Here is a 23645-nt window from a genome sequence, read left to right as displayed (position 1 = left end):
AAGCTGTTTATCTGTGTAATGTCATTTTTTAATAAGGTAAAGATTGAATGGGGTTCCCGTTTTTGCTGTCTCAGGATCTCCACAGTATAAGGTAAAACGTGGTGATGAAATGATATTTGAAAAATTAAGACACAAAAAAAGACTTACATTTCTGTAAGTCTTTCTGCTCCTCCTGCTGGGCTCGAACCAGCGACCCTCTGATTAACAGTCAGATGCTCTAACCAACTGAGCTAAGGAGGAATGTCCTTCGTTTTAAGTGGTGCAAATATAGGACGAATATTTATACCCTACAAATATTTTTAAGAAAAATTTTCAAAAAAATTATAGTTTCCCTGTAAATACCTTAAAGATATCACTTCCGAAAATCAGTAACATTAAGCCTAACAGGAAGATAACTCCAATCATCTGTGCATTTTCCAATACCTTTTGGGGAACCGGTTTTCCTACAATAATTTCATATAAAGTAAACAAAACGTGTCCGCCATCCAGCCCCGGAATAGGAATCAGGTTAAGGAATGCTAACCATACGGAGAACATAGCCGTAAAGCTCCAGAAAGCAACCCAGTTGATCGTAAAGCTTCCGTCTGCATCCTTGCTAACCGGCATGTTCTTTACAATAGCGATAGGTCCTCCTACATTCTTATATCCCTGAACTTTGGAGTTGAACATGATCTTGAATTGCTTAACCTGTGTGGTAAGCGCTTCGATCGTTCTTGTAAACCCTCTTGGGATAGCTTCTCCAAATGAATATTTCTTATTCGTAACAATAGATTTTGCGATTCCTTTCGTGTCAAGTGCTACCCCCAGCTTTCCATTCTTATCAACAGAAACTGCCGGTAATGTCTGTAATGCACCGTTTCTTTCAACGTCTACAGTGATGGTCTTTCCTTTATTTTCAGCTAAAAGAGCGGTTACTTCATCAAAGAAAATGGTCTTTTTTCCATTGATTCCTACAATTTTATCCCCTTTTGCCAGGCCAGACGACTGAGACGCCGGAGTAGCCAGTGAATCAATTACCATCGGAACCCTTGGAGTAATATAAAGTTTGGCTTCTTTTTGCTTAAGAACATCTGCTACACCATCTGCATTTACCGGGAAAGTAACTTCCTGCCCGTTTCTTAGAACGGTAACGTTATCTCCTAAAAGAATATTGATTGAGGTGTTTTCCAATCTTTCAGCAGGTTTGCCATCTACGCTGATGATCTTATCTCCATTCTGGAACCCCATTTTCTTTCCCGCATCAGTAGCTTCGATACCGTTATTGAATTTGGTAATATCTGTATACGTTTCTCCGTTGAAGAAAGAAAGACAGCTATAGATCAGCCAGGCCAGGAAAAAATTTACCGTAACTCCTCCCAACATAATGATCAGTCTCTGCCAGGCCGGTTTAGATCTGAATTCCCATGGTTCTGCCGGTTTTTTCATTTGGGCGGTATCCATACTTTCATCCACCATTCCGGCAATTTTTACATACCCTCCGAAAGGAAGCCATCCGATTCCGTATTTAGTTTGTTCAGGATGCTTTCTCCAGTCGTTGTCCGGAAGTTTTGATATATCGATAGGAGCTTCTTCCTTCTTTCCGTTTACCTCTATTACTTCTGAATCCGGCAGATTCCGTGACAAGAATTTATACTGCCATTTCCCGTTGATCTTCTTCATCGAGAACAGGGAGAAATAAGGATCAAAGAACAGGAAAAACTTCTCTGCTCTGGTCTTGAACCATATTGCCGGTAAAAAATGCCCAAGCTCATGAAGAAGCACAAGTATAGAGATGCTCAGAATGAACTGAAAGAGTTTGATTGCTATTTCCATTAATAAATTTTAGATTTTAATTTGCAAAGGTAACAATTATCAAAACTATGCCAAATAAAAAAGCTCCCCGAAACGAGAAGCTTTGTCATATTTAAAGACGATTTGATTATAAATTGAAAGAAACCCCAAGACTTCCGTTATTACCCACCTCTGCAAAGACGCCTATTTTCTCTGTAAAGAAATAACGTGCTCCGATGTGAGCGCCTATTCCAAAATCTTTTCCGAGAACGCCAAGGTCAACCCCTGGATAAATATCCCATTTTGCAGGAAGATTTAAGGCATCCTGTAAATGAAAATTCAGTCTTCCGAATACAAAAACACGATTGTCCTTATCGTTGTCTTTATAATTGTCAAAGTAGCCGTTGATACCGGCTCCTACTGAGATAAGTCTATTCAGCCCGTAATCATAAGTTCCTGTTATACCGGTTCCATATCCCCAGGCGCTCAGGCCCAGTTGAATTTTCTGATCTCCTTTTCCGGTCCAGGCCTGAGCGTTGGCCATTGCTCCAAAAAAGAATATCATCACCATAAAAACCAATTTCTTCATAAATTTTTCAATTTTTAATGATATTAATAAAGAATATCTGCATCAAAAATGAAACCGAAAGAGATCAGTACCTGAAAAAAATCAGACTTTAATACATATTAAGAAATGAAATGCCTGGTCTCTGTAGGGCGTTTTCTTTTGTAAAGATAAAAGACGTATTTTTATAGATTGGTAATGGTAATAATTTAAAGAAAATAAAAGATGAAAGTTGTAGGGCTGAATTTAGATATCATCTGGAAAAATAAAACTGAAAATTTTAAAATTATAGAGAACAGGCTCCTGAATCAGGAAGCTGACCTGTTTCTTCTGCCGGAAATGTTTTCAACAGGTTTTTGTATGGATGCTTCTGAAGTCTCGGACAGAAATGAAGAATCGCTGGAATTTTTGAAAAATATTTCAAAAGAGAAAAACGCGGCTTTCTGCGGAAGTGCTCCTGTAGAGCAGGATGGACACTTTTATAACAGAATGTATTTTGTGAAGCCGGATGCTGAAACGGTTTTTTACGATAAACGTCATCTTTTTTCGTTCTCAGGAGAAGATAAAGTATATACGCCGGGAAAGAACAGGGTAATTGTTGAGTATAAAGGAATACGGTTCCTGCTTCAGGTTTGCTATGATCTCCGTTTTCCGGTGTTTGCGAGAAATAATGATGACTATGATGCTGTCCTGTATGTTGCCAACTGGCCTGAAAAGAGAGTAGGGGCGTGGGAACATCTTCTGAAAGCCAGAGCCATTGAAAATCTGTCTTTTGTTTTTGGACTGAACAGGATCGGGACAGATGGGAATAACCTGCTTTATCAGGAAAGCTCTCACTGTTTCTTTGCAGACGGAAGAGAAATATCCCAAAAAGAAGAAAATATTGTATCTGCAAATCTGGATATGGACCAATTGGCAGACTTTAGAAAGCATTTCCAGTTTCTGAATGACCGGGATGCTTTTTCAATTCAATTATAGCAATGATTAAGGCTGAGATCAATGTCTCAGCCTTAATTTTATCTTTAGATATATTTTTGTAAAAGTTGGGTCAGCGTATTCACATCATGTACCCCGCTTTCTTTCCAAAGCAATTCTCCATTTTTGAATACCGCCAGAGTAGGTACCCCACGAACTCCATACTGAGCAGCTAAGGCAGGATATTGATCTATATCTACCTTTATAATTCTGGCACTCTCACCAATGTTTTCTTTTACCGTATTCAAAACAGAAGACTGGACCTTACAAGGCTGGCACCATGTTGCGAAAAAGTCGATAAGCACCGGTCGTTCGGAATTGATGATTTCCTGAAATTTTTGTGACATAATTTGGTTTTTATGAGTTTATTTTTTTGTCAGCTTCGTTCTGGATGGCCTTTTCAAGGTCTACAGTGTTATATCAGCACTGTTTATTACTTCTTTGATGTTGATGTAATTTGTTTTACAGGCACTTAGCCCAAAATCCAAAGCTAAAGCAAAACCGTAAAATTGAACCCTCGAGCCCTTATGATGTTTTGGACTGGCATACAAAATCAGAAGTTGGAAATTTTTCTGTTTTTTTGATTCCGTTGAAGCCTCCTTCGATTTCAGTAAAATTTCTGATTCCGTGTGAGTTAAGGATGCTTGCGGCAATCATGCTTCTGTATCCTCCTGCACAGTGAAGGAAGAAATGCTCTGAATCGTCAATAGTGCGTGCCCAGTCACTGATAGCGTCTAATGGTTTATTGTAGGCATCATCAATATGCTCTGCGGAATACTCGGTCAGTTTTCTTACATCGATTACTTTTGAACTTTCTGTAAACTGTTCAGCAAATTCAGCAGGTGTGATTCTTTTGATCTCATCAGTTTCTTTCCCTGCATTTTTCCAGGCTTCAAAACTCCCTTTCAGATATCCTACAACATTATCAAAGCCCACTCTGCTTAACCTGGTGATGACTTCTTCCTCAGTTCCTTCATCTGTTACCAGCAATAAAGGATGCTTTACATCTATGATCAAGGTTCCGACCCACGGTGCAAAATCTCCTTTCAATCCTATATTGATAGAGTTGGGAACAAAACCTTTATGGAATTCCGCAGCTCCTCTTGTATCTAAAATTAATGCTCCTGTTTCCTCTGCCAATGCTTCAAAATCTTCCGGTGCAACCGGATGTAGTCCTTTGTTCATTACGACATCCAGGCTTTCATAGCCGCCTTTATTCAAAGCCACATTCATTCCGAAATATTTTGGAGGAGCTGTCAGGCCGTCAAGTACCTCTCTGATGAAAGAGGCTTTATCCGGTTGATTAAGAGCGTAATTGGTCTTTTTCTGGTTTCCTAAGGTGTCCACTGTTTCTTTCTGCATATTTTTTCCACATGCGGAACCCGCCCCGTGAGCAGGATAAACTGTTATACTGTCATCCAGCGGCATGATCTTGTTTTGAAGACTGTCATACAGAATGCCTGCAAGATCTTCCTGGGTAAGGTTGGTTGCTTTCTGGGCAAGGTCAGGTCTTCCTACATCCCCTAAAAACAGGGTGTCACCTGTAAAAATGGCAGTTTCAACACCGTTTTCGTCAATTAAAAGATAGGTGCTGCTTTCCATAGTATGTCCCGGAGTGTGCAATACCTTTATTTTTATTTTTCCGATCTCAAAGATCTGGTTATCTTCTGCAATGATTGCTTCAAATTCAGGAGCTGCAGTAGGTCCGTATACAATCGGAGCGCCGGTTTTCTGGCTTAGATCCAGGTGTCCTGAAACGAAATCCGCATGGAAGTGCGTTTCAAAAATATATTTTAAAGTGACCTGATCTTTTTCCAGACGATCCAGATAAGGTTTTACTTCTCTTAACGGATCAATGATAGCCGCCTCATTTTCTGATACAATATAATAGGCACCCTGAGCCAGGCATCCCGTATATATTTGTTCAATTTTCATTGTGGTCTTTTTTTATTAGTTAAAGATACAAAGTATTAGATGAATTCTAAATGAAATGTTAAATCCCATCGATAGTTTCTTTCAATACTGTGTTAAACGGACGTTTAATGATTTTATTTTTAAGCAAAAAGAATGCCTTACATCATGTTAATATGTAAATGCTGTTTTTTATCATACTAATCGACGAAATAAACCTATAATTCTTACTTATTCTAATTTTTTGTAATATATCTTGTATAAAATTTCATTGGTGTCCTCTGATATATTCTTGTCTATTTTGAACTGAATATAATCATCTTTTCTAGCTGCACCCTGTTCATAGTTGATCAGCCTGTTATATTTTTCATAGATATGATCTTTAATTCTTTCATTATCTGCTATTCTGATCATTTCATCAAAATATTTCTTAGTATCCTCATGTATTGGCCAATCCTTTTCATGTTTTTTATAGAATTCCAGCATTTTCTCAATGGCGTATACTTCAGACTCAATATTCATGTCATTGAATCCTGTCAGAAGCTCCCTTTTTTCTAAATTTTTACCCAACCACTCTATCTTAGCCTGAGCCGCCACAATAGTTGAATAATTCATCATAGAATCTCTTTTAATAACAGGAGACAGAATAATATCTGGTGCCTTGCTGATGGGAAGAGGCTTTTTAGTTGCTACCTGTAGCAGTTCAAAATAGCTTTCAGCCTTGTCTTTTATTTCTCTTAGCTGATCATGCGTCATGTCATCGCTTGATATCCTGATTTTAAATCCCCAGCCCCCGCATTCATAAATAGAAAGAAGGGATTTCTTGTCCGTATATTTTACCCCCTTAAAAAAATCACGCTCACCCATTGAGTGATCAAATACAGAATAGATATAATTTACCTTAATATTATCGTTGGAGGCACTGCCAAATGAGGGCTTTAAATCGACGCTTTTATTAGAGTTCTGATTCAGAACATATTCATACGATGAAAACTCGTCTCTAAGAAGCTGATTATCCGTTGAGCTCTTTGGATAGAGATATAAGGTAAATACGGTTTTATTTTTTTTATCTTTTTGCTGTACATAGCTTACAACAATATGCTTATTCTGTAAATCATAAGAATGTATAGTCTCTCTTTGAAAACCGGACCATAAAGCTGGGAAGATTACTGAGGTAGACGGATGAGTAAAATCTCCTTTTATGGGTAAAACTGTAGCTTCTTTCCTTTTTTGAGAAAAAAATAGAGTGAAGAAAAGAGAGAGAATAATGACTAGATTTTTCTTAAATAGCATCATGAGTGGTATATATGTTGTTGTGAACGCTAAATTAAATATTAATTTAATGATGTTAGAACAAAATTTAATCACATAATATTATTGAAAGCACTCAATTTTTTACAAAAACTTTTATATTTATAAGTTTAAAAAGCGATCAGATGGCAGACAAAGCACAATTTATTGAAGAATTAAATGCAAAATATACTCCCAAAGGAGAACATATTATACTAGGAAAAGGAATGCTGGATGGGGAAGTGGTTCCGGAAGTGAATGTGACGATTCCGTTAAAAACGATCAACCGCCATGGTCTTATTGCCGGAGCTACCGGAACGGGGAAGACCAAAACATTGCAGGTTTTTGCAGAACAGCTTTCTCACGCGGGAATTCCCTCTCTTGTTCTGGATATCAAAGGAGATTTTTCCGGAATTGCAGAAGCTGGGCAGATGAATCCGGTCATTGAAGAAAGATATGCGAAAACACAGCTTCCTTACAATCCGCAAGGATTTCCGGTAGAGCTGATGAGCATCTCAGGAGGAAAAGGAGTGAAACTAAGAGCGACCGTTACAGAATTCGGTCCGGTTTTATTAAGTAAGATCCTTGAGCTTAATGATACTCAGCAAAGCATAATGTCTATTGTCTTTAAATACTGTGATGATAAAGGGTTGCCTTTGATTGATCTGAACGATCTGAAGAAAGTACTGCAATATGTAACCGATAATGCACAGGGAAAAGCGGAGCTTGCAGCCAATTACGGATCTATCGCTCCGGCTTCTTTAGGCGCAATTTTAAGATCTATTGTAGCATTAGAGCAACAGGGAGCGGCAGGATTCTTCGGAGAATTAAGTTTTGATGTTCAGGACTTGCTGGAAACCAGAGATGGAAAAGGAGTTGTTAATATTCTGAGAGTATCAGACATTCAGAATAAGCCACAGCTGTTCTCTACATTCATGCTTTCGCTTTTTGCGGAAATTTATATGACATTCCCTGAAGAGGGAGACAGCGGTAAGCCAAAGCTGGTATTGTTCATTGATGAGGCCCACCTGATCTTTGATGAAGCTTCAAAAGCCCTTCTTTCACAGATCGAAACAATGGTGAAGCTGATCCGTTCCAAAGGAGTCGGGATTTATTTTATTACACAGATCCCCGGGGACGTACCCGAAAATGTACTTTCCCAACTAGGATTGAAGATACAGCATGCATTAAGAGGCTTTACGGCAAAAGATAAAAAAGAAATTTCTAAAGCGGTAGAAAACTATCCTACTACAGAATATTACAATGCGTCAAGTCTGATCCAGAATCTGGGAATTGGGGAAGCGTTTGTAACGGCGCTGGATGAAAAAGGAATTCCGACTCCATTGGTACACACCTACCTTATCTCTCCGGAATCCAGAATGGATGTCCTGAATGAAACGGAAATTTCGGAACTTACTGCAAGGTCACCATTGGTCGCCAAATATGAGCAGGCTGTCGATCGGGAATCTGCTTATGAAATATTGACAAGCAGAATGGAGCAGGCTGCCCAAAATCCAGCACCTGCACAACGGACAAGGACGGTGAAAGAAGAACCGGGAATGTTTGAGCAGGTGCTGCAGAGTAAAGCCGGCCGGACTTTTACCAATACATTGATGCGGGAAGGAGCCAAAGCCATTCTCGGAATGTTTGGCCTGGGAGGCAGAAAAAGGTAGTTTTAAAGCATAATTCGGGATGGCCTGTTATATTTTAACCTATTTTTTGTTATTTTAGCAGGTTATCTACTTAAATAAAAAAGGAGGCCGGGTCTATTGGGGGAATGAAGCGAAGGCTTTAAATATAATCAGAAAAACAGCAGTAACAGAAATCAGATGTATTCAATTATAGATATAGAAAGTAATGGTGCAGGTTATAGAAATGAATGCATTATAGACATTGCCATCTACAGATATGATGGTCAGAAAATCACGGACCAGTTTATATCGTTGGTAAACCCTGAAAGTGATATCACTCCTTTTGTTCAGAAGCTGACCAGCATTACCCCGAAAATGGTCAGAACGGCCCCGAAATTTCATGAAATAGCCAAAAGAGTTATTGAAATTACTCAAAATACAACGCTGGTAGGACACAATATCGACTTCGATTACCGGATGCTGCGTCAGTCGTTCAAAAGGCTGGGTTATGATTTTAAAATCAATACTTTAGATACGATTCCGTTAGCTAAAAAGCTGATTCCTGATGAGGTAAGCTACTCATTGGGTAAACTGGTGAAATCATTAGGGATTCCTTTGACCAACCATCACAGGGCTGAAGGAGATGCAAGGGCGACATTAGAGCTTTTTAAGCTTCTGATTTCGAAAGATACAGAAAATGAGATCATTCAGAAGCAGCACGAGGAATCGAATGCGAAAACTTATATCAACAAGGTCAAAGCACTGACTCAGGATCTCCCTAACGAAAAAGGATTTGTCTATTTTCAGGATGAAACAGGAAAGATCATTTTCTCTGACTATGTCCAGGATATCAATAAATTCTCGAAAAAGGTTTTCAATTCCAAATCAAAAAAATGGGAACAGATCCAGAAAGGCGTAGAGCAGATTAATTTTGAACCGACCGGAACAGATATTATTGCCAAGCTGATCCTGAACTCCAAGAATATTAAAAAGAAAGAGGTTTTGCCGTTCGGACTTTATTTCAGGAACAATAAATATGTGGTTGAAAAAAATAAGCTCAATAAAACAGAAAAGCCTGCTTTAAAATTCAGATCGTTCACTCAGGGGACAAAAGCTGTTCAGTTTATTGATTCTCAGGAAGAATATCATGACTTTTCCGTGCTGAAACAAAAGATCGAGTTCAGAAAAAGGAATGAATTATGGCTGGGTCCCGGAAAAAAATTAGGTGAAAAACTGTTTTTAATCATTGAAAACGGAAAAGTCGTTTCCTTCGGCTTTTATGAACTGTTTACGCAGATTCAGACCATAAGCAAGCTTGCTAAATTAAAAATTGATCTTCCGTTATCTTCCACAGATTTGAATAATGAATTGCAGCTGGCGTTGCTTCGTGGTGATTTTGAAACGTTACCGTTGCCGAAATGATAGAAAAATTTACACTTTACAAGTTTTTACCAGGGAGAATCTGCTTTTGAAATCAATTTTCTTAAAATAAAAAATAAATAGTACTTTTGCAAAAAATAAAAAGAAGCAATGCAAAATTTTAAACAAATAAAAACTGGAAAAAAGGGAGCTGTAAAGTTTTCTAAGGTTTGGAATATTTAAAAGAGTTGTCTTGCATAAAAAATAATCAATGCGGCAGACTCTTTTTTGAAGAATCTGCCTTTTTTTATGTTAAAATGAAATTATGAATTCAAAAGAATTATTAAAGATTGCCAATGAGTTTGGCACACCGGTGTATGTTTACGATGTAGAATCCATCAAAGTTCAATACGAGAAACTTACATCTTCTTTTTTAAAACACACAAAGTTTTTCTATGCAGCGAAGGCGTTGACAAATATCAATATCCTTAAGTATATCAGGAACTTGGGTGCTTCTTTGGATTGTGTATCTATTAATGAAGTTAAGCTTGGATTAAAGGCAGGATTTCCAAAAGAAAAAATACTGTTTACTCCAAATTGTGTTGACTTGGCGGAAATAGAAGAGGCAATGACTTTCGGAGTTCATATTAACATTGATAACATTTCTATTCTTGAGCAGTTCGGAAATAAATACGGGAATTCTTACCCTATTTTTGTGAGGATCAATCCGCATATTTTTGCAGGAGGAAACTATAAAATCTCAACAGGACATATCGACAGCAAGTTTGGGATCTCCATCCATCAGCTTCGTCATATCGAAAGAGTGATGAAAAGTACCAATGTGAATGTGGAAGGTCTTCATATGCATACCGGAAGTGAGATCAAAGATCCTGAAGTATTTCTTCAGGCTTTGGATATCATGCTTGAGCTTTCTGAGCATTTCCCTAACCTGAAGTATCTGGATATGGGAAGCGGATTCAAAATCCCTTATCAGGATACTGAAGAAGAAACAGATGTTAAAACTTTAGGCAAAAGAGTAGAAAAAGTTTTAGGAGAATTTGCTAAAACGACAGGAAGAAAATTTGAACTATGGTTTGAACCTGGAAAGTTCCTGGTAGGGAAAAGCGGTTACCTGCTAGTGAAAGCTAATGTGATCAAGCAGACAACGGCTACAGTTTTCGTAGGGGTGAATTCAGGGTTTAACCATCTGATTCGTCCTATGTTCTATGATTCTTATCATGTGATTGAGAACTTATCCAATCCGAAAGGGGCAGAAAGGATTTATACGGTGGTAGGAAACATCTGTGAGACGGATACGTTCGCATGGGACAGAAAGCTGCATGAAGTAAGAGAAGGAGATATCCTTGCCTTCCATAATGCGGGAGCTTACGGTTTCGAAATGAGCTCAAACTTTAATTCAAGATTGAAGCCTGCGGAAGTTATGTTTTTAGATGGAAAAGCTCACCTGATCCGTAAGAGAGACGAATTTGAAGATCTGCTGAGAAATCAGATCGAAATAGTGATGTAAGATTAAAAAAAATAATAATATAAACGGTTGTCCTCTGGATGGCCGTTTTTTGTTTTTTAGTAGAATTTATTTTAAAAATCTGTATTAAAAATAACAGAGAGGTTCGCCAATAAACCTAACAGGTTTTCAAAACCTGTTAGGTTTGATGATAATAAAATTACAAATTTTTAACAGTGAAACCCTAGGGAAGGTTCAATTTAATTAGCTAATTTTGATAGGAATACAGATTTAATGCTGTATTTTATCCAGAAATAATCACCAAATCTATTATAATTATGGCTAAAAATATAGCAGAGCAAATTGTCGAAATGCTCGAAAATGCCAATGTGAAAAGAATTTATGCGGTAACCGGAGATAGTCTCAATCATCTCAATATTGCAGTCAAAAAAAGCAGCATTCAATGGATTCATGTACGTCATGAAGAGGTAGGAGCTTATGCAGCCGCTGCGGAGGCTGAGCTGGACGGATTGGCGGTGTGTGCAGGCAGCTGCGGTCCGGGACACGTTCATCTGATCAATGGAGTTTACGAGGCGCACCGTTCCCATGTTCCTATGTTGGTGATCGCTTCTACGATTCCCAGTGAAGAGATGGGAATGGATTACTTTCAGGAGACCAATACGATAAAGCTGTTTGATGATTGTAGCTATTATAATCAGATGATTACACGGCCTGAGCAGGTACAGAGGACTGTTCAGACAGCTATCCAGCATGCCATTTCTAAAAAAGGAGTTGCTGTGATAGGCCTTCCGGGAGATGTTTCTGAGCTGGAGGCCGAGGAAGCAGCCACTTCTGCTCAAATTTTCAAAACCAATCCTGTGATCCGCCCTTCAGATGATGAGCTGAGTAATTTGGCAAAACTTGTGAATGAAAGCAGGAAGGTGACACTTTATTGTGGGATAGGGGCGGCAGGAGCAAGTGCTGAAGTAATAGCATTATCTAAACATGTAAAAGCTCCTGTAGGATATTCATTCCGTGGAAAAATGGATATTCAGCCCAATAATCCTAATGAAGTGGGGCTTACCGGCTTATTGGGATTGCCTTCAGCATACCATGCGATGCATGAGGCAGATCTTGTTATCCTTCTTGGGACGGATTTTCCATATCAGAAATTCATGCCGGTAAAGAATAAGATTGTACAGATAGATGAAAGCCCGGAGAGACTGGGGCGAAGGGCAAAATTAGAATTGGGGCTTGCAGGAGATGTCGGAGAAACGATTAAAGCACTACTTCCATTACTGAAAGAAAAAGCAGATGATCATTTCCTGAATGAACAGCTTGCTTTTTATGAAAAGGTAAAAGAGAATCAGATGGAGTATGTAAAAGATTTTGGTAAAGAGGATGCTATTCAGCCGGAGTATGTTGCTCATACCCTGGACCGACTTGCTGAAAGAGATGCTGTTTTTACGGTTGATACCGGAATGTGCTGCGTTTGGGGAGCCAGATTTATTACAGGGACCGGAGCCAGAAAAATGTTAGGCTCTTTTAATCATGGTTCAATGGCTAATGCAATGCCTATGGCTATTGGAGCATCGTTGGCACATCCGGAAAGGCAAGTGATCGCGATGTGCGGAGATGGAGGATTATCTATGCTTTTGGGAGATATGGCGACTATTTTCCAGTATAAACTTCCGGTGAAACTGATTGTTTTCAATAACAGGACCCTTGGAATGGTAAAGCTGGAGATGGAGGTAGGCGGAATGCCCGATAATGAAACGGATATGATCAATCCTGACTTTGCGATGGTAGCGCAGGCGATGGGATATCCGGGTAAAAATGTACATAAACCGGAAGAAGTGGAGAATGCTATCAAAGAATGTCTGGAGCATAATGGTCCCTATCTTTTGAATATTTTCACCAATCCTAATGCGCTGGCACTTCCTCCTAAAATTGAATTTGAGCAAATCATGGGAATGACAAAATCTATGGCGCAGCTAATGCTTGGAGGAAAAATGGATGAGGTCTTTGAAACAGTGAAGAGCAATTATAAACATATCAAAGGTTTATTATAAGAAAGAGATAAAATACAGTTTAACTTTAGAATACTTATATTTTAAAAACTTCATGCTTTGTGTGAAGTTTTTCTTTTTTATAAATGGACTAAATATTTACCTTTGTTTATTATTAGTAATATCAAAATTATGAGAACTATATTATTATTCCTGGCTTTATGTGCTGTCAATTTTTCATTTGCCCAGGATCAGGAAGAACGGGATGACTCTTTTATCAGAGAAAGTAATAAAAATCTTTTAACGATAGATATTAAAGAACCTTTTATGCAGGTTGCCGTTAAGTGTAATGATTTTAAGCCCGCAGGATTTGAAGGCGGTATTGCAGAATATAAGAAAATGCTGACTAAGTATATGTATGCTTATCTGAATTCGGATTTCTACGCATTAGCAGGAGATTTTACATTTACCTTGGCAATCGATGCCGGTGGAAAGGTGATTGATGTTACAGGTTCTCCTAAAGTTACCAATAGTGAAGTTTTCTTTGATGATATGCAGTATGTAGTAAGAAGAATCAAGAAAAACTGGACTCCGGCATCTTGTAACGGACAACCTGTAGCTTCACAGATAAAAGTTAAGATGAACTTCTCTTCTATTTCAGCAGATATTGATTAATGGAGGAAAAAATACCTTTTAATTTTATCTAAATGGGGAAGGCTTTTCTCAGGCAGCAAAAAAGCTCCGATTGAAGTTTAACCGGAAAGCAGAATTTCTGAGAATAAGATTAGCTTTTCAAAAGGGAAAGTGGCAGCCGGAAACAGGAATTGATATTCAGGTTGATAATCCTTTTCAAAATTTATCTGATTTAGGATTTTGTTAAAATATTTACGCTGACATTCTGTCACAATATTTTGTATCTTTGCAGACTCATCTGTTCGTAATTTTAAATTATGAACCCTAAATTGATTATTGTGCAGGAAAAATATATAGACGAAACAAAACAGGGCGAGGCTTTTGCCATCGCCGAAAGACCGGAAAATTCTAAGAAACTGTTCTTAGAAAGCTATGGTTGTCAGATGAACTTCTCTGACTCCGAGATTGTTGCATCTATTCTTAACGAACAGGGCTACAATACAACGATGAAAGTCGAAGAAGCAGATCTGATCCTGTTGAATACCTGTTCTATCCGTGAAAAAGCTGAACAGACCGTAAGAATGCGTCTTTCCCAGTTCAAAAATCTGAAGAAAGAAAAACCGAATATGACGGTAGGCGTTCTGGGATGTATGGCGGAAAGGTTGAAAACCAAATTTCTGGAAGAAGAACAGCTGGTTGACCTTGTCGTTGGCCCGGATGCATATAGAGATCTGCCGAATCTTTTGAAAGAGACGGATGATGGCAGAGATGCGATCAACGTTATTCTCTCTAAAGAAGAAACTTATGCGGACATTAACCCTGTACGTTTAGGGGGGAACGGAGTTACAGCCTTTGTTACCATTACCAGAGGTTGTGATAATATGTGTACATTCTGTGTTGTGCCGTTTACCAGAGGAAGAGAAAGAAGCCGTGACCCGCACTCTATCATTGAAGAATGTAAAGATCTGGCCAATAACGGATACAAAGAAATTACCCTTTTAGGACAAAATGTAGACTCATACCTGTGGTATGGAGGCGGTCCTAAAAAAGATTTTGCCAAAGCTTCCGAAATGCAGAAAGCTACTGCTGTGAATTTTGCACAGTTGCTTGATCTGGTAGCTAAAGCAGTTCCTGAAATGAGAATCAGGTTCTCAACTTCCAATCCTCAGGATATGAGCCTGGATGTATTCAGAATGATGGCAAAGCACAATAATATCTGTAAATATGTACACCTTCCTGTACAGAGCGGAAGCAACAATATGCTTGCAGCAATGAACAGACAGCATACCCGTGAGGAATATCTGGAGCTTATTAAAAAAGCGAAGGAAATTGTTCCTGAAGTGGCCTTTTCCCAGGATATGATCGTTGGTTTCTGCAATGAGACAGAAGAAGATCATCAGGATACATTAAGTCTGATGAGAGAGGTGGAGTATGACTACGGTTATATGTTTGCCTACTCGGAAAGACCGGGAACACCTGCACACAAAAAGATGGAGGACAATATTCCGGCTGATGTGAAGCAGAGACGCCTTGCTGAGGTGATTGCTTTACAGGGAGAGCTTTCCAGGATGAGAATGAAATCTTATGTTGGAAAAGTACATCAGATCCTGATCGAGGGAATTTCCAAGAAAAATGAAAATCAGTGGAAAGGAAGAAACTCTCAGAATGCGGTATGCGTTTTCGATAAGCTTCCTGGCCAGAAAATAGGTGACATTGTGGACGTTTTTGTTCATGACAATACCCAAGGCACACTTTTAGGGAGAACGGTAGAGCTAAACTAAGATTTTGATAAAAGCTATTTATCTTTTCACACTGCTTTCTTTTGTTCTCATTTCCTGTCAGGTAGAGAAAAGGATAAGCAAATATCCGGATACTGTAGGAGATATTGCTTTTGATGAAAAGCTGGATGAAGTTGGTTTTCAAAAGTGTGGAGCAGGAAAAAGCAGACCTTTTAGCTTTCAGTATTATCATGGGGCGAAAGGGTTTAGTTATAAAGGGGAAAAAATAGCGATTGTTGAAAAGCTTAAAAAAGAAAACATATATTCCGAAAAGAAGATCAATGGTTATATTACCATAAGATTTTTAGTAAATTGTGAAGGAAAAGCAGGACTGTTCAGACTGAAGCATATGAGTTCAGATCTGATGGACGATGTTTTGGATGAAGAATTGGAAAATAGGCTGCTTACATTCACAAAATCACTGGATGGCTGGATGCAGAAGGAGATAGAAGGTTTAAAAGTAGATTATTATCAGTATTTAACCTATAAAATTGAAAATGGAAAAGTTTCAGAGGTATTACCTTAGCTTTTTATTACTTATAGTTTATACCAATACTATTGCACAGGTCAACTGTAATGCAGTAGAGGGAGAGGACTGTAAAAAAGCTTGTGAGTTATACAACTGGGCTTCAGATTTACAGGGCTCTGCGGAATCCCAGGAAGGATTTGACAAAGCGATTGAACTTTGCCCGGATTTTTCCAATTCCTATATGGAAAAAGCGGTTCCCTATCTTAAAAACGGAGATTTTGCGACCTGGAAAATCTTAATTGATAGGGCTGTTGCCTTAAATCCCAAAATGCATCTTGGCTACAGAGGCTGGTGCAAATTTCAGTTTTTGGGCGACTATAAAGGCGCTATTCGGGATCTGGAAGAATTTCAGAAATATTATCCTGAAGATTTAGGAAGATCCTTAAACGGGGATTATCATTTAGATGTAGTGAGAGCTATGTCTTACAGTGCTTTAGGGCAGAAGGTGAAGGCTGCAGGAATAGTAGAGAAGCTGCTGGCTACACGAGGTTATGTAAAAGGGATGTTTGATCATTACCAGCTGGGAGTCACTTATTTTGAGTTGGGAAGGTATGACAAAGCCCTTGAAAATTTTGAAAATCAAGGCAAAGAATACGACTTTGCTGAGAACATATATTTTAAAAGTAAAGTTTCTAAGATCAGAAACAAAGATTATTTGGATTTAAAAACGTTGGCATTGAAAACGTACGATGAAGGAAAGACGATGAAAGACGTCTATACTCATCATTTTAACAAAATCTACAGAAAACAGATTGAAGAACTGTAGATCATCAACATTAAATCAATAATCAAAAATTTACTTATGAGCAACGAGCTACAAAACATAAAAAACCGTTTCGGAATTATCGGGAACTTTCCGGCACTCAACAGGGCTTTGGAAAAATCGATCCAGGTCGCTCCTACAGATATTTCCGTACTGGTGATTGGAGAAAGTGGAGTGGGAAAAGAATTTATCCCGAAGATCATCCATTCAGAATCAAGAAGAAAACATCAGCCTTATATCGTTGTCAATTGCGGGGCAATCCCTGAAGGAACTATAGATTCCGAATTGTTCGGGCACGAAAAGGGAGCCTTTACAGGGGCCACTGCAACCCGAAAGGGATACTTTGAGGTGGCGGATGGTGGAACGATCTTCCTGGATGAGGTGGGAGAGCTTCCGTTACAGACCCAGGTTCGCCTTTTAAGAGTTCTGGAAAGCGGTGAATTTATGAAAGTAGGTTCTTCACAGGTACAGAAGACCAATGTAAGAATTGTGGCAGCTACCAATGTCAATATGATGAAGGCTATTCATGACGGAAGATTCCGTGAGGATCTGTATTACCGTTTGAATACCGTTCAGATCGATATGCCGCCTTTAAGAGAAAGAAAAGGGGATATCCATTTGCTGTTCAGAAAATTTGCAATAGATTTTGCAGAAAAGTACAGGATGCCTGAGCTGGAGCTGGAACCCAGTGCCGTACACTATATTGAAAGCTATTCTTTCCCGGGAAATGTGCGTCAATTGAGAAATCTTGTTGAGCAGATGACCGTTGTAGAGAGAAACAGAAATATAACGGCAGAAAAACTTGCAGAGTATATTCCGATGGAAACCCATCTTCCGATGGTGGTGAATACACCGAACACGCCCAAGCAGAATGATTTCGGAAGCGAGAGAGAGATCATGTATAAAATTCTCTTCGATATGAGAAATGATATTAATGATTTAAAATCCTTAACTTCGGAATTGATCAAGAACAGAGGTGCAGGAGATCTAAGCAGTCATGAGAAAAACCTGATCAACAGGATTTATACTCAGGAAAGCCAGCCACAGGCCAATTCAGGGTCTTTGCTGTATTTTGAGAAAAATAATGATGCTCCGGCTGTTCAGACCCCTACCATCATTTCAACGCCTGAAGACAGCTACGAAGATGTCGAGGATATTGAAGTGGAAGAAAACAGACCGGAATCCCTTTCTCTTCAGAATAATGAAAAAGATTTGATTATCAAAGCGTTGGAGAAGCATAAAGGCCGTAGGAACAGAGCCGCAGATGAATTGGGTATCTCACAGAGAACCTTATATAGAAAAATAAAACAGTATAATCTGGAAGATTAAAACCTTGATAATTAATGAAATACGGGTTTAATCATACGAAATAAATAAAAAATGAATATCAAGATCAAAAATATGAGTCTGAGGCAGTCGATGCTGGCAGGAGTGCTTTTGGCATTACTGGGAATTTTAAATTCATGCTACAGCTTTACGGGGGGAGGATCCCTGACAGATGAAAAGACGATTCAGATCAATGAATTTCCGAATAATGCACCACTTGTGAATCCTGCATTGTCACAACAGTTTTCTACTGATATTCAGAACCGGTTTCTGCAGAGAACAACGTTGAAAGGAACAAAAGAAAATCCTGATATTCTGATAGAAGGGGAAATTACAGACTATTCCATTACCCCTACTACGATCAGCTCCAATACACAGACGAACTCTGCCGGTGGGGTGATACAGCAAGCTCAGAATAAGCTTACGATTACGGTGAAAGTACATTATGAAAATAAAGTACGACCGGAGGCCAGCTTTGATAGAAGTTATACTGACGAAGCAGCTTTTAGCAGTGATTTATCACAAAGTGATATCGAAGGTTCACAAGTGAAAATTGCGACTGAAAGGATTATTAACAAGATATTTAACGACATTGTAGCGAATTGGTAAGATGAATCCAAGAGTTTTAGAATTAATAAAAAATCCGAAAAATATTCAGTTAGAAGACCTTAGTCTTCTGAAAGAAGAGATTCACACTTTTCCTTATATTCAAAATATCAGGGCGCTTCATCTGTATGGAGTGCATCTGTATGAAAAAGAAAATTATCAGAAAGAACTCTCTATTACTGCGGCTTATACCACAGATAAAAAGATTCTTTACCAGCTAATCAACGGAAAGATCAGGCAGGAGCCTACGCCGGAACCGGTTGTAGAAAAACAGCCTTCACAGTCTGTTGAAAAAGCAGTTCAGTATGCTTATAAAAGCAAAGACTTTCCGCTTAAAAGAGAATCAGAGGTTTCTTCTGAAAAGCAGGCAGAAGAGAACGATAATGCTTGTCTGTTGCCTGTTTCACAGGAGATTAAACCTATCTATGTGAATGGAGAACGCAACAGGATCCTGTTTGAAGGAGAAGAAAACTTTCTGGATGAAAAAAATTCTGAGACTATTGATATTGAATCTACCCTGGAGTCAGGAACGCTGGTAACTCACAAACCTGAAGCTGTCACAGAACCTGTTCAGAGGAAACAAGAGGAAACACAAGCGGCAATAGAAGAAAATGCCGGTGAAGACTTTAGTCCGGAGACACTTATTAATGAAGATGAAATTTCCTCAGAACCGGAAGAAGCAAAAGTTGAAGAAGAAGAAAACCTAAGTTTTCAGGAAACAGAATCAATACTGCCTGAGGTTAATATTGAAGAAAATAGCCCTGAAGAACTGATAGCATCTGAAACGGCTGTTGAAAATGAAGAGATTCCAGCTTCAGAAGCAGAACAGCAACCGGATGAATCTGATGCAGAAATAAGCTTCCATGGAACAGATACTTTCCTGCCAGATGTAAAAATACAGACCAATAGCGAAGAAGTTACCGGAACGGCTGAAATTTCCCAATCTAATGTAAACAAACATGAGGAGGAAATGAGACGTCTGATCGAAGAGGTTGAGAAAAAGATGAAGGAGACCAAATCTGTTCCGCAACAGGAAAGAGAGGAGGCAGAACCTGCTTTGGACCATGAGATCAGTTTTGCAGAGACGCAGAGTTTCCATTTCTGGTCGACCAGTGAAGAAGCTCCTGTGGCTGAAGAAGTAAAAGCTGAGCCGGTGCAGGAAGAAATTCCCGAAGCTCAGAAATCGGAAGAAGAAGAGCCTAAAGAAGAAATCACGGAAGAAGTTTCTGAAGTACAGCCGGCATGGAAACCGATGAGCGTTGAATCTAATCTGCCGGATTCTTTAATCAGTAAGTCAGCAGAGACTCCGGTCCCTATAGCTGAACCTTCTGTAAAAGAAGAACGTGTAGAAGAGGCTGAGGAAGAAATAAAAACAGAACATAAGAAATCTGAAGGGGCAGAAGAGGCGTCTCATGAAGAGATTTTGCCTGCTGCGGAGGAAATTTCTGAAGAAACAGATAAGCAGATTGAAAAGACTGGAGATCATGCGGTAAGCCCTGATGGGGTTGCTTTAAAAGCAGAAGCTCCCGTGATGAATGTTTCGTTCTTTGGAGCAGATATTTCGAGCCTTAGAGTTGAAGAAAAGCAAAAAGAAAATAAAGAGGAACCTGTAGGAGAAAGAACGGTGCAGGAGGAGGTTATCATGAAGGAAAAAACACAATCTCCGGCTGACAGTAATGTTCCCGGATTTATCAATACATGGCAAAGCTGGCTGAAAATCGACAGAAAAGAGGCTGTTGAAAAGGAAAAGGAGGTGATCAAGGAAAAAGCAATTGAAAATTTTATTGAAAATAACCCAAGAATCAGTCAGTTAAAAGAGGAAAGCACCTATGTGGTGAAAGAAAAAAATGATGATATTTCCCATTTGATGACAGAGACACTTGCCAACCTTTATTTTGAACAAAAACTCTATACCAAAGCAATCAAAGCATTTGAAATATTGATGAAAAAGAATCCGGGAAAGAAAGACTATTTCGAATCAAAAATTCAGGAGATCAAAGATTTCAGAAGTAAAAACTAAAATAAAAAAGGTACAGTCTCAAAGCATTGTACCTTTTTTTATTTAATAGGTTTGGGCGTGTTTTTATTGCCCCGTAGCTTTTTCCATGCTTTCCGTCCGTAGACAATTACCAGAACCAGTAAAACAATAGCGGCAATTGCTGCAATAACCGGTACTGCCATTGCAAGAACAGACATAATGCCCGCTCCGGCTGTTTCAGTAGTTCCTACCACAGAATTTCCCAGACCGCCTGTCGTTGCTGTAGAAGCGGCCCGTATTCCGGCAAAGCCTGAGCTTATGGTAGCGGCAGTTCCTCCACCGGCAATTAATGCCAATGCCCACTGTGGAAAAGTCCCCAAATCGGCAAACTGGCTGGCAAATAATATAGAACCTGCAACGGTAGCCATAGGAATAGAGGCCGTATCCAGCAAATGATCTACAAAAGGAATATAATAGGCCAGAATTTCAGCGATTGTCGCAATTCCTGTTGTTATTAAGGTAGGTAACCCTGCGAGCCATTCAAAGTTTTCATTCATCGGAATCCAATGGAAATAAGACGAAAGGCTTACTATAAACATGGGCAGAAAGACCCGGAAGCCTGTGGCTGCAGCCAATCCGATACCGATAAAGGCACTCAGAATATAAGAAAGATAGGGAACGTTGTCTAACATATTAATTTTCAGATTTATTGTTTTCCCTAAAATTACAAAAAGTATGCGAGATTTGAAGGATTCCAGGATATGGGATTCGTGCTTCGAAGTATTATGAAAGAATACAAATGCTGAAACTATCAAATAAAATATGCACAATTATCCGTATAAATCAGTGCTAAAAATCTGCAAGATCTGCAAAATCTGCGAGAGAAAAACAACCACATTTACAAATATTTATACATTATTATGTAAGATATATGCGCAATGATCTGTGTAAATCAGTGTCATCTGTGGTAAAAAATCTGCAAAATCTGCGAGAGAAAAACAACCACATTTACAAATATTTATATATTATTATGTAAGATATATGCGTAATGATCTGTGTAAATCAGTGTCATCTGTGGTAAAAAATCTGTAAGATCAGCAAAATTAGTGAGAGAAAAACAGCCACATTTACAGATGTTTATGCATTCTTATGCAAGAATATATGCGCAATGATCCGTGTAAATCAGTGCTATCCGTGGTAAAAAATCTGCACCATCAGCCAATCAGCGAGATAAACACAAATCATTATGGATTTACACAGACGTTTCTTATTTCTTTTGAGCTTCACAGAGCCTGATAAACTGTGCTTCAACATCCTGATATTTCGGAGGCATCTGTGGGGAAACCCAGAACAGCATTGCCATGGTCTTTTCACCAAAAGCTTCTCTAAATAAGCTTTTATTCAGGCGGTAGCACTCCCTTAGCAGTCTTTTTATACGGTTTCTGTGAACCGCTTTCTTAAAATATCTTTTAGAAACAGAAACTCCGAATCTGGGAGCTTCTACCGGAAGAGTGGGTTTGTCTTTCAGGATGATGATTCTCAGATTTCCGCTGGTTCTCCATTTACCTTTATCAAAAAGTAAACTGATGTCCGTGTTTTTTTTGAGCTTTTCAGCTCTGGGATATTTGGAATTCTGCATTAATCTTTTTTCACTAAATAATTGATCACTTCAGCGGCAGCATACAGTCCGAAAATAGCGGGCATAAAGCTGATGGTACCGTAAAATGATTTTTTGAAGTTGCTTCCGTCGGTCATCTTAAGGCTTTCTTCCTTTTGAATTTCATTGGAGAATACACACCTGAAACCCTTATTGATCTTTTCCTTCTTTAATCTTTTTCTTACCTGCTTGGCAAGGAAGCAATTATGTGTTTTGCTGATGTCCCTTACCATGACCATACTCGGATCGGTTTTCCCCCCGGCCCCCATGGAGCTGATGACCTTTATCTTTCTTTTTCTGGCAGCCTTTATTAAACAAATTTTTGGAGTTACACTGTCGATACAGTCCAGAACATAATCAAACTTTCCGGCATCAAGCACTTCATCCATTCTCTCAGGATTCAGGAACTCATTGATCTTGATGAGGTTCAGCTGGGGATTAATATCGAGAAGTCTTTCGGCTACTACTTCTACTTTATGTTTTCCAACAGTAGAATGTAAAGCCGGAAGCTGTCTGTTGATATTCGTAATATCTACCGTATCACCATCTACAATGGTCATATTTCCAACGCCTGCTCTTGCCAGGAATTCTGCGGCAAAAGAACCTACTCCTCCCAGTCCTATCACAAGAACGTTTGCCTTGATCAGCTTTTCCAGTCCCTCTTCCTTTATCAAAAGTTCAGTTCTCTCCAGCCAGTATTTATCCATTTTTTATCGTGTGTAAATTTTCTAAAATTTGTTCATTGAGTTGTTCTAAAGAAATTCCTTTTATTTCTGAAGCTTTAAGGTAAAGTTCTTCGATATTAAAATCTTCATTATCCGTTTCTAAAAAGATCTTGTCTAATGGAGTATTCTTTAAAATATCCTGCAAAGATAAATTATACAAAACAGCTTTTCCAAAACTCAGATAAAAATTATTGGCAAGAAGATCATCTGCGATTTTACGTTTCTTATTAAAACCGTGAATAATCATGGGTTGTTCAGCCTTCTTTTTAAAAGAAATTACCTCATAAAATTTTCTGACACAATGTACAATGATGGGTTTTTTTATTTCATTGGCCATTCTGATCTGTCTTAAAAAAACTTCCTCCTGAATTTTCTGATCAATAGAAACCAGGGAATCCAGTCCACATTCACCGATGGCAAAACAGCTTTGAAACAACATGCTACTCATCCGGCTAAATTGCTGTTCGATGCTATTAATATCAATGTCTTTGGGGTGAATGCCAATGGAATATGGAAAATCTGGCGGGATTTCCTCTATATCGAGATTGTAAATTCCGTTTTGTATGTATTTCTTATGATGGTGAAAATCAAAAAATTCCATTCTCAAAATTAGTGTTATTTTAGAATTAACTTAAAATTACTAAACGAACGTTTATAAATGTGTTAAAAATTTCT

At 38.6% G+C, this 23645-nt stretch carries 21 protein-coding genes and 1 tRNA gene; 12 read left to right on the top strand and 10 right to left on the bottom strand.

All coding sequences use genetic code 11. The annotated features are described in order from the left end of the window. Window positions 1-166 precede the first annotated feature (166 nt). The 3 genes from AC4IF5_RS19075 to AC4IF5_RS19065 form a co-directional block, all read right to left on the bottom strand. Window positions 167-240, bottom strand: a tRNA-Asn gene (locus tag AC4IF5_RS19075). An 81-nt stretch (window positions 241-321) separates the two neighbouring features. Continuing rightward, window positions 322-1812: an RIP metalloprotease RseP gene (rseP, locus tag AC4IF5_RS19070; RefSeq protein ID WP_490737336.1), complete on the bottom strand. Its 1491-nt coding sequence runs from the start codon at window positions 1810-1812 to the stop codon at window positions 322-324. A gap of 106 nt (window positions 1813-1918) precedes the next feature. Then, on the bottom strand, window positions 1919-2359 hold the full coding sequence (locus tag AC4IF5_RS19065; RefSeq protein ID WP_490737335.1) for a DUF6646 family protein: 441 nt from the start codon (window positions 2357-2359) through the stop codon (window positions 1919-1921). 201 nt (window positions 2360-2560) lie between these two features. Here AC4IF5_RS19065 and AC4IF5_RS19060 point away from each other — a divergent pair, with 201 nt between their 5' ends. Then, window positions 2561-3313 carry a nitrilase-related carbon-nitrogen hydrolase gene (locus AC4IF5_RS19060; RefSeq protein ID WP_490737333.1) on the top strand — a complete coding sequence of 251 codons (753 nt, stop codon included), beginning with the start codon at window positions 2561-2563 and terminating at the stop codon, window positions 3311-3313. 44 nt (window positions 3314-3357) lie between these two features. Here the strand turns inward: AC4IF5_RS19060 and AC4IF5_RS19055 are convergent, their stop codons facing one another. The 3 genes from AC4IF5_RS19055 to AC4IF5_RS19045 form a co-directional block, all read right to left on the bottom strand. Further along, a complete protein-coding gene (locus AC4IF5_RS19055; protein ID WP_490737331.1) occupies window positions 3358-3657 on the bottom strand; it encodes a thioredoxin family protein in 300 nt (99 codons plus the stop codon). Window positions 3658-3835: 178 nt separating this feature from the next. Then, a complete protein-coding gene (locus tag AC4IF5_RS19050; RefSeq protein WP_490737329.1) occupies window positions 3836-5245 on the bottom strand; it encodes an MBL fold metallo-hydrolase in 1410 nt (469 codons plus the stop codon). Window positions 5246-5452: 207 nt separating this feature from the next. Then, a complete protein-coding gene (locus tag AC4IF5_RS19045) occupies window positions 5453-6517 on the bottom strand; it encodes a hypothetical protein (RefSeq protein WP_490737328.1) in 1065 nt (354 codons plus the stop codon). A gap of 140 nt (window positions 6518-6657) precedes the next feature. Between AC4IF5_RS19045 and AC4IF5_RS19040 the strand changes: the two genes are divergently transcribed. From AC4IF5_RS19040 to AC4IF5_RS18990, 11 genes are all read left to right on the top strand, one after another. Next, entirely contained in the window at window positions 6658-8184 is a 1527-nt protein-coding gene (locus tag AC4IF5_RS19040; RefSeq protein ID WP_490737326.1) for a helicase HerA-like domain-containing protein, read from the top strand. 156 nt (window positions 8185-8340) lie between these two features. Beyond that, the gene (locus AC4IF5_RS19035) at window positions 8341-9564 is read left to right on the top strand and encodes a 3'-5' exonuclease (RefSeq protein WP_490737324.1); all 1224 of its coding nucleotides are present in this window, start codon (window positions 8341-8343) and stop codon (window positions 9562-9564) included. A gap of 262 nt (window positions 9565-9826) precedes the next feature. Further along, window positions 9827-11029, top strand: a complete 1203-nt coding sequence (lysA, locus tag AC4IF5_RS19030) for a diaminopimelate decarboxylase (RefSeq protein ID WP_490737323.1) — start codon at window positions 9827-9829, stop codon at window positions 11027-11029. 275 nt (window positions 11030-11304) lie between these two features. Continuing rightward, on the top strand, window positions 11305-13038 hold the full coding sequence (locus AC4IF5_RS19025) for a thiamine pyrophosphate-dependent enzyme (protein ID WP_490737321.1): 1734 nt from the start codon (window positions 11305-11307) through the stop codon (window positions 13036-13038). A gap of 129 nt (window positions 13039-13167) precedes the next feature. Continuing rightward, window positions 13168-13650 (top strand): hypothetical protein, encoded by a 483-nt coding sequence (locus AC4IF5_RS19020; RefSeq protein ID WP_490737319.1) that lies wholly within the window; start codon window positions 13168-13170, stop codon window positions 13648-13650. A 296-nt stretch (window positions 13651-13946) separates the two neighbouring features. Next, window positions 13947-15389, top strand: coding sequence for a tRNA (N6-isopentenyl adenosine(37)-C2)-methylthiotransferase MiaB (miaB, locus tag AC4IF5_RS19015; RefSeq protein ID WP_490737389.1), 1443 nt, complete (start codon window positions 13947-13949; stop codon window positions 15387-15389). Between the two features lie 4 nt (window positions 15390-15393). Beyond that, complete coding sequence (locus AC4IF5_RS19010) at window positions 15394-15912, top strand: hypothetical protein (RefSeq protein WP_490737317.1); 519 nt, start codon at window positions 15394-15396, stop codon at window positions 15910-15912. Continuing rightward, window positions 15884-16681 (top strand): tetratricopeptide repeat protein, encoded by a 798-nt coding sequence (locus AC4IF5_RS19005; RefSeq protein ID WP_490737315.1) that lies wholly within the window; start codon window positions 15884-15886, stop codon window positions 16679-16681. The genes AC4IF5_RS19010 and AC4IF5_RS19005 overlap by 29 nt, the downstream gene beginning before the upstream one ends. 36 nt (window positions 16682-16717) lie before the next feature. Continuing rightward, complete coding sequence (locus tag AC4IF5_RS19000; RefSeq protein WP_490737313.1) at window positions 16718-18007, top strand: sigma-54 interaction domain-containing protein; 1290 nt, start codon at window positions 16718-16720, stop codon at window positions 18005-18007. Between the two features lie 51 nt (window positions 18008-18058). Then, window positions 18059-18613, top strand: a complete 555-nt coding sequence (locus tag AC4IF5_RS18995; RefSeq protein WP_490737311.1) for an LptE family protein — start codon at window positions 18059-18061, stop codon at window positions 18611-18613. Window position 18614: 1 nt separating this feature from the next. Next, on the top strand, window positions 18615-20630 hold the full coding sequence (locus AC4IF5_RS18990; protein WP_490737309.1) for a DUF8458 domain-containing protein: 2016 nt from the start codon (window positions 18615-18617) through the stop codon (window positions 20628-20630). Between the two features lie 38 nt (window positions 20631-20668). On the opposite strand, the gene AC4IF5_RS18985 is transcribed toward AC4IF5_RS18990, so the two are convergent. The 4 genes from AC4IF5_RS18985 to AC4IF5_RS18970 all read right to left on the bottom strand — a co-directional run bounded on the left by AC4IF5_RS18985 (window position 20669) and on the right by AC4IF5_RS18970 (window position 23571). Continuing rightward, complete coding sequence (locus tag AC4IF5_RS18985; RefSeq protein ID WP_490737307.1) at window positions 20669-21280, bottom strand: DUF4126 domain-containing protein; 612 nt, start codon at window positions 21278-21280, stop codon at window positions 20669-20671. Window positions 21281-21855: 575 nt separating this feature from the next. Further along, window positions 21856-22227, bottom strand: a complete 372-nt coding sequence (gene rnpA / locus AC4IF5_RS18980) for a ribonuclease P protein component (protein ID WP_490737306.1) — start codon at window positions 22225-22227, stop codon at window positions 21856-21858. Then, the gene (locus AC4IF5_RS18975; RefSeq protein ID WP_490737304.1) at window positions 22227-22952 is read right to left on the bottom strand and encodes a tRNA threonylcarbamoyladenosine dehydratase; all 726 of its coding nucleotides are present in this window, start codon (window positions 22950-22952) and stop codon (window positions 22227-22229) included. The genes rnpA and AC4IF5_RS18975 overlap by 1 nt, the downstream gene beginning before the upstream one ends. Further along, window positions 22945-23571 (bottom strand): TatD family hydrolase, encoded by a 627-nt coding sequence (locus AC4IF5_RS18970; protein WP_490737302.1) that lies wholly within the window; start codon window positions 23569-23571, stop codon window positions 22945-22947. Before AC4IF5_RS18970 ends, AC4IF5_RS18975 begins: the two co-directional genes overlap by 8 nt. Window positions 23572-23645: the final 74 nt, after the last annotated feature.

Source organism: Chryseobacterium sp. UF-290, from assembly GCF_058245615.1.
The sequence above is the reverse complement of the archived record's forward strand: the minus strand, read 5'-3'. Positions and strand labels throughout refer to the sequence as shown.

Excerpts from the sequence above, each read along its gene's own strand:
- AC4IF5_RS19045 (WP_490737328.1), bottom strand. The coding sequence starts at position 6,517 with ATGATGCTATTTAAGAAAAATCTAGTCATTATTCTCTCTCTTTTCTTC.
- rseP (WP_490737336.1), bottom strand. The coding sequence starts at position 1,812 with ATGGAAATAGCAATCAAACTCTTTCAGTTCATTCTGAGCATCTCTATA.
- AC4IF5_RS18995 (WP_490737311.1), top strand. The coding sequence starts at position 18,059 with ATGAATATCAAGATCAAAAATATGAGTCTGAGGCAGTCGATGCTGGCA.
- AC4IF5_RS19020 (WP_490737319.1), top strand. The coding sequence starts at position 13,168 with ATGAGAACTATATTATTATTCCTGGCTTTATGTGCTGTCAATTTTTCA.
- AC4IF5_RS19065 (WP_490737335.1), bottom strand. The coding sequence starts at position 2,359 with ATGAAGAAATTGGTTTTTATGGTGATGATATTCTTTTTTGGAGCAATG.
- AC4IF5_RS18985 (WP_490737307.1), bottom strand. The coding sequence starts at position 21,280 with ATGTTAGACAACGTTCCCTATCTTTCTTATATTCTGAGTGCCTTTATC.
- AC4IF5_RS18975 (WP_490737304.1), bottom strand. The coding sequence starts at position 22,952 with ATGGATAAATACTGGCTGGAGAGAACTGAACTTTTGATAAAGGAAGAG.
- AC4IF5_RS19000 (WP_490737313.1), top strand. The coding sequence starts at position 16,718 with ATGAGCAACGAGCTACAAAACATAAAAAACCGTTTCGGAATTATCGGG.
- AC4IF5_RS19005 (WP_490737315.1), top strand. The coding sequence starts at position 15,884 with ATGGAAAAGTTTCAGAGGTATTACCTTAGCTTTTTATTACTTATAGTT.
- AC4IF5_RS19040 (WP_490737326.1), top strand. The coding sequence starts at position 6,658 with ATGGCAGACAAAGCACAATTTATTGAAGAATTAAATGCAAAATATACT.
- AC4IF5_RS18990 (WP_490737309.1), top strand. The coding sequence starts at position 18,615 with ATGAATCCAAGAGTTTTAGAATTAATAAAAAATCCGAAAAATATTCAG.
- AC4IF5_RS19035 (WP_490737324.1), top strand. The coding sequence starts at position 8,341 with ATGTATTCAATTATAGATATAGAAAGTAATGGTGCAGGTTATAGAAAT.
- AC4IF5_RS19060 (WP_490737333.1), top strand. The coding sequence starts at position 2,561 with ATGAAAGTTGTAGGGCTGAATTTAGATATCATCTGGAAAAATAAAACT.
- AC4IF5_RS19025 (WP_490737321.1), top strand. The coding sequence starts at position 11,305 with ATGGCTAAAAATATAGCAGAGCAAATTGTCGAAATGCTCGAAAATGCC.
- AC4IF5_RS18970 (WP_490737302.1), bottom strand. The coding sequence starts at position 23,571 with ATGGAATTTTTTGATTTTCACCATCATAAGAAATACATACAAAACGGA.
- AC4IF5_RS19050 (WP_490737329.1), bottom strand. The coding sequence starts at position 5,245 with ATGAAAATTGAACAAATATATACGGGATGCCTGGCTCAGGGTGCCTAT.
- lysA (WP_490737323.1), top strand. The coding sequence starts at position 9,827 with ATGAATTCAAAAGAATTATTAAAGATTGCCAATGAGTTTGGCACACCG.
- rnpA (WP_490737306.1), bottom strand. The coding sequence starts at position 22,227 with ATGCAGAATTCCAAATATCCCAGAGCTGAAAAGCTCAAAAAAAACACG.
- AC4IF5_RS19055 (WP_490737331.1), bottom strand. The coding sequence starts at position 3,657 with ATGTCACAAAAATTTCAGGAAATCATCAATTCCGAACGACCGGTGCTT.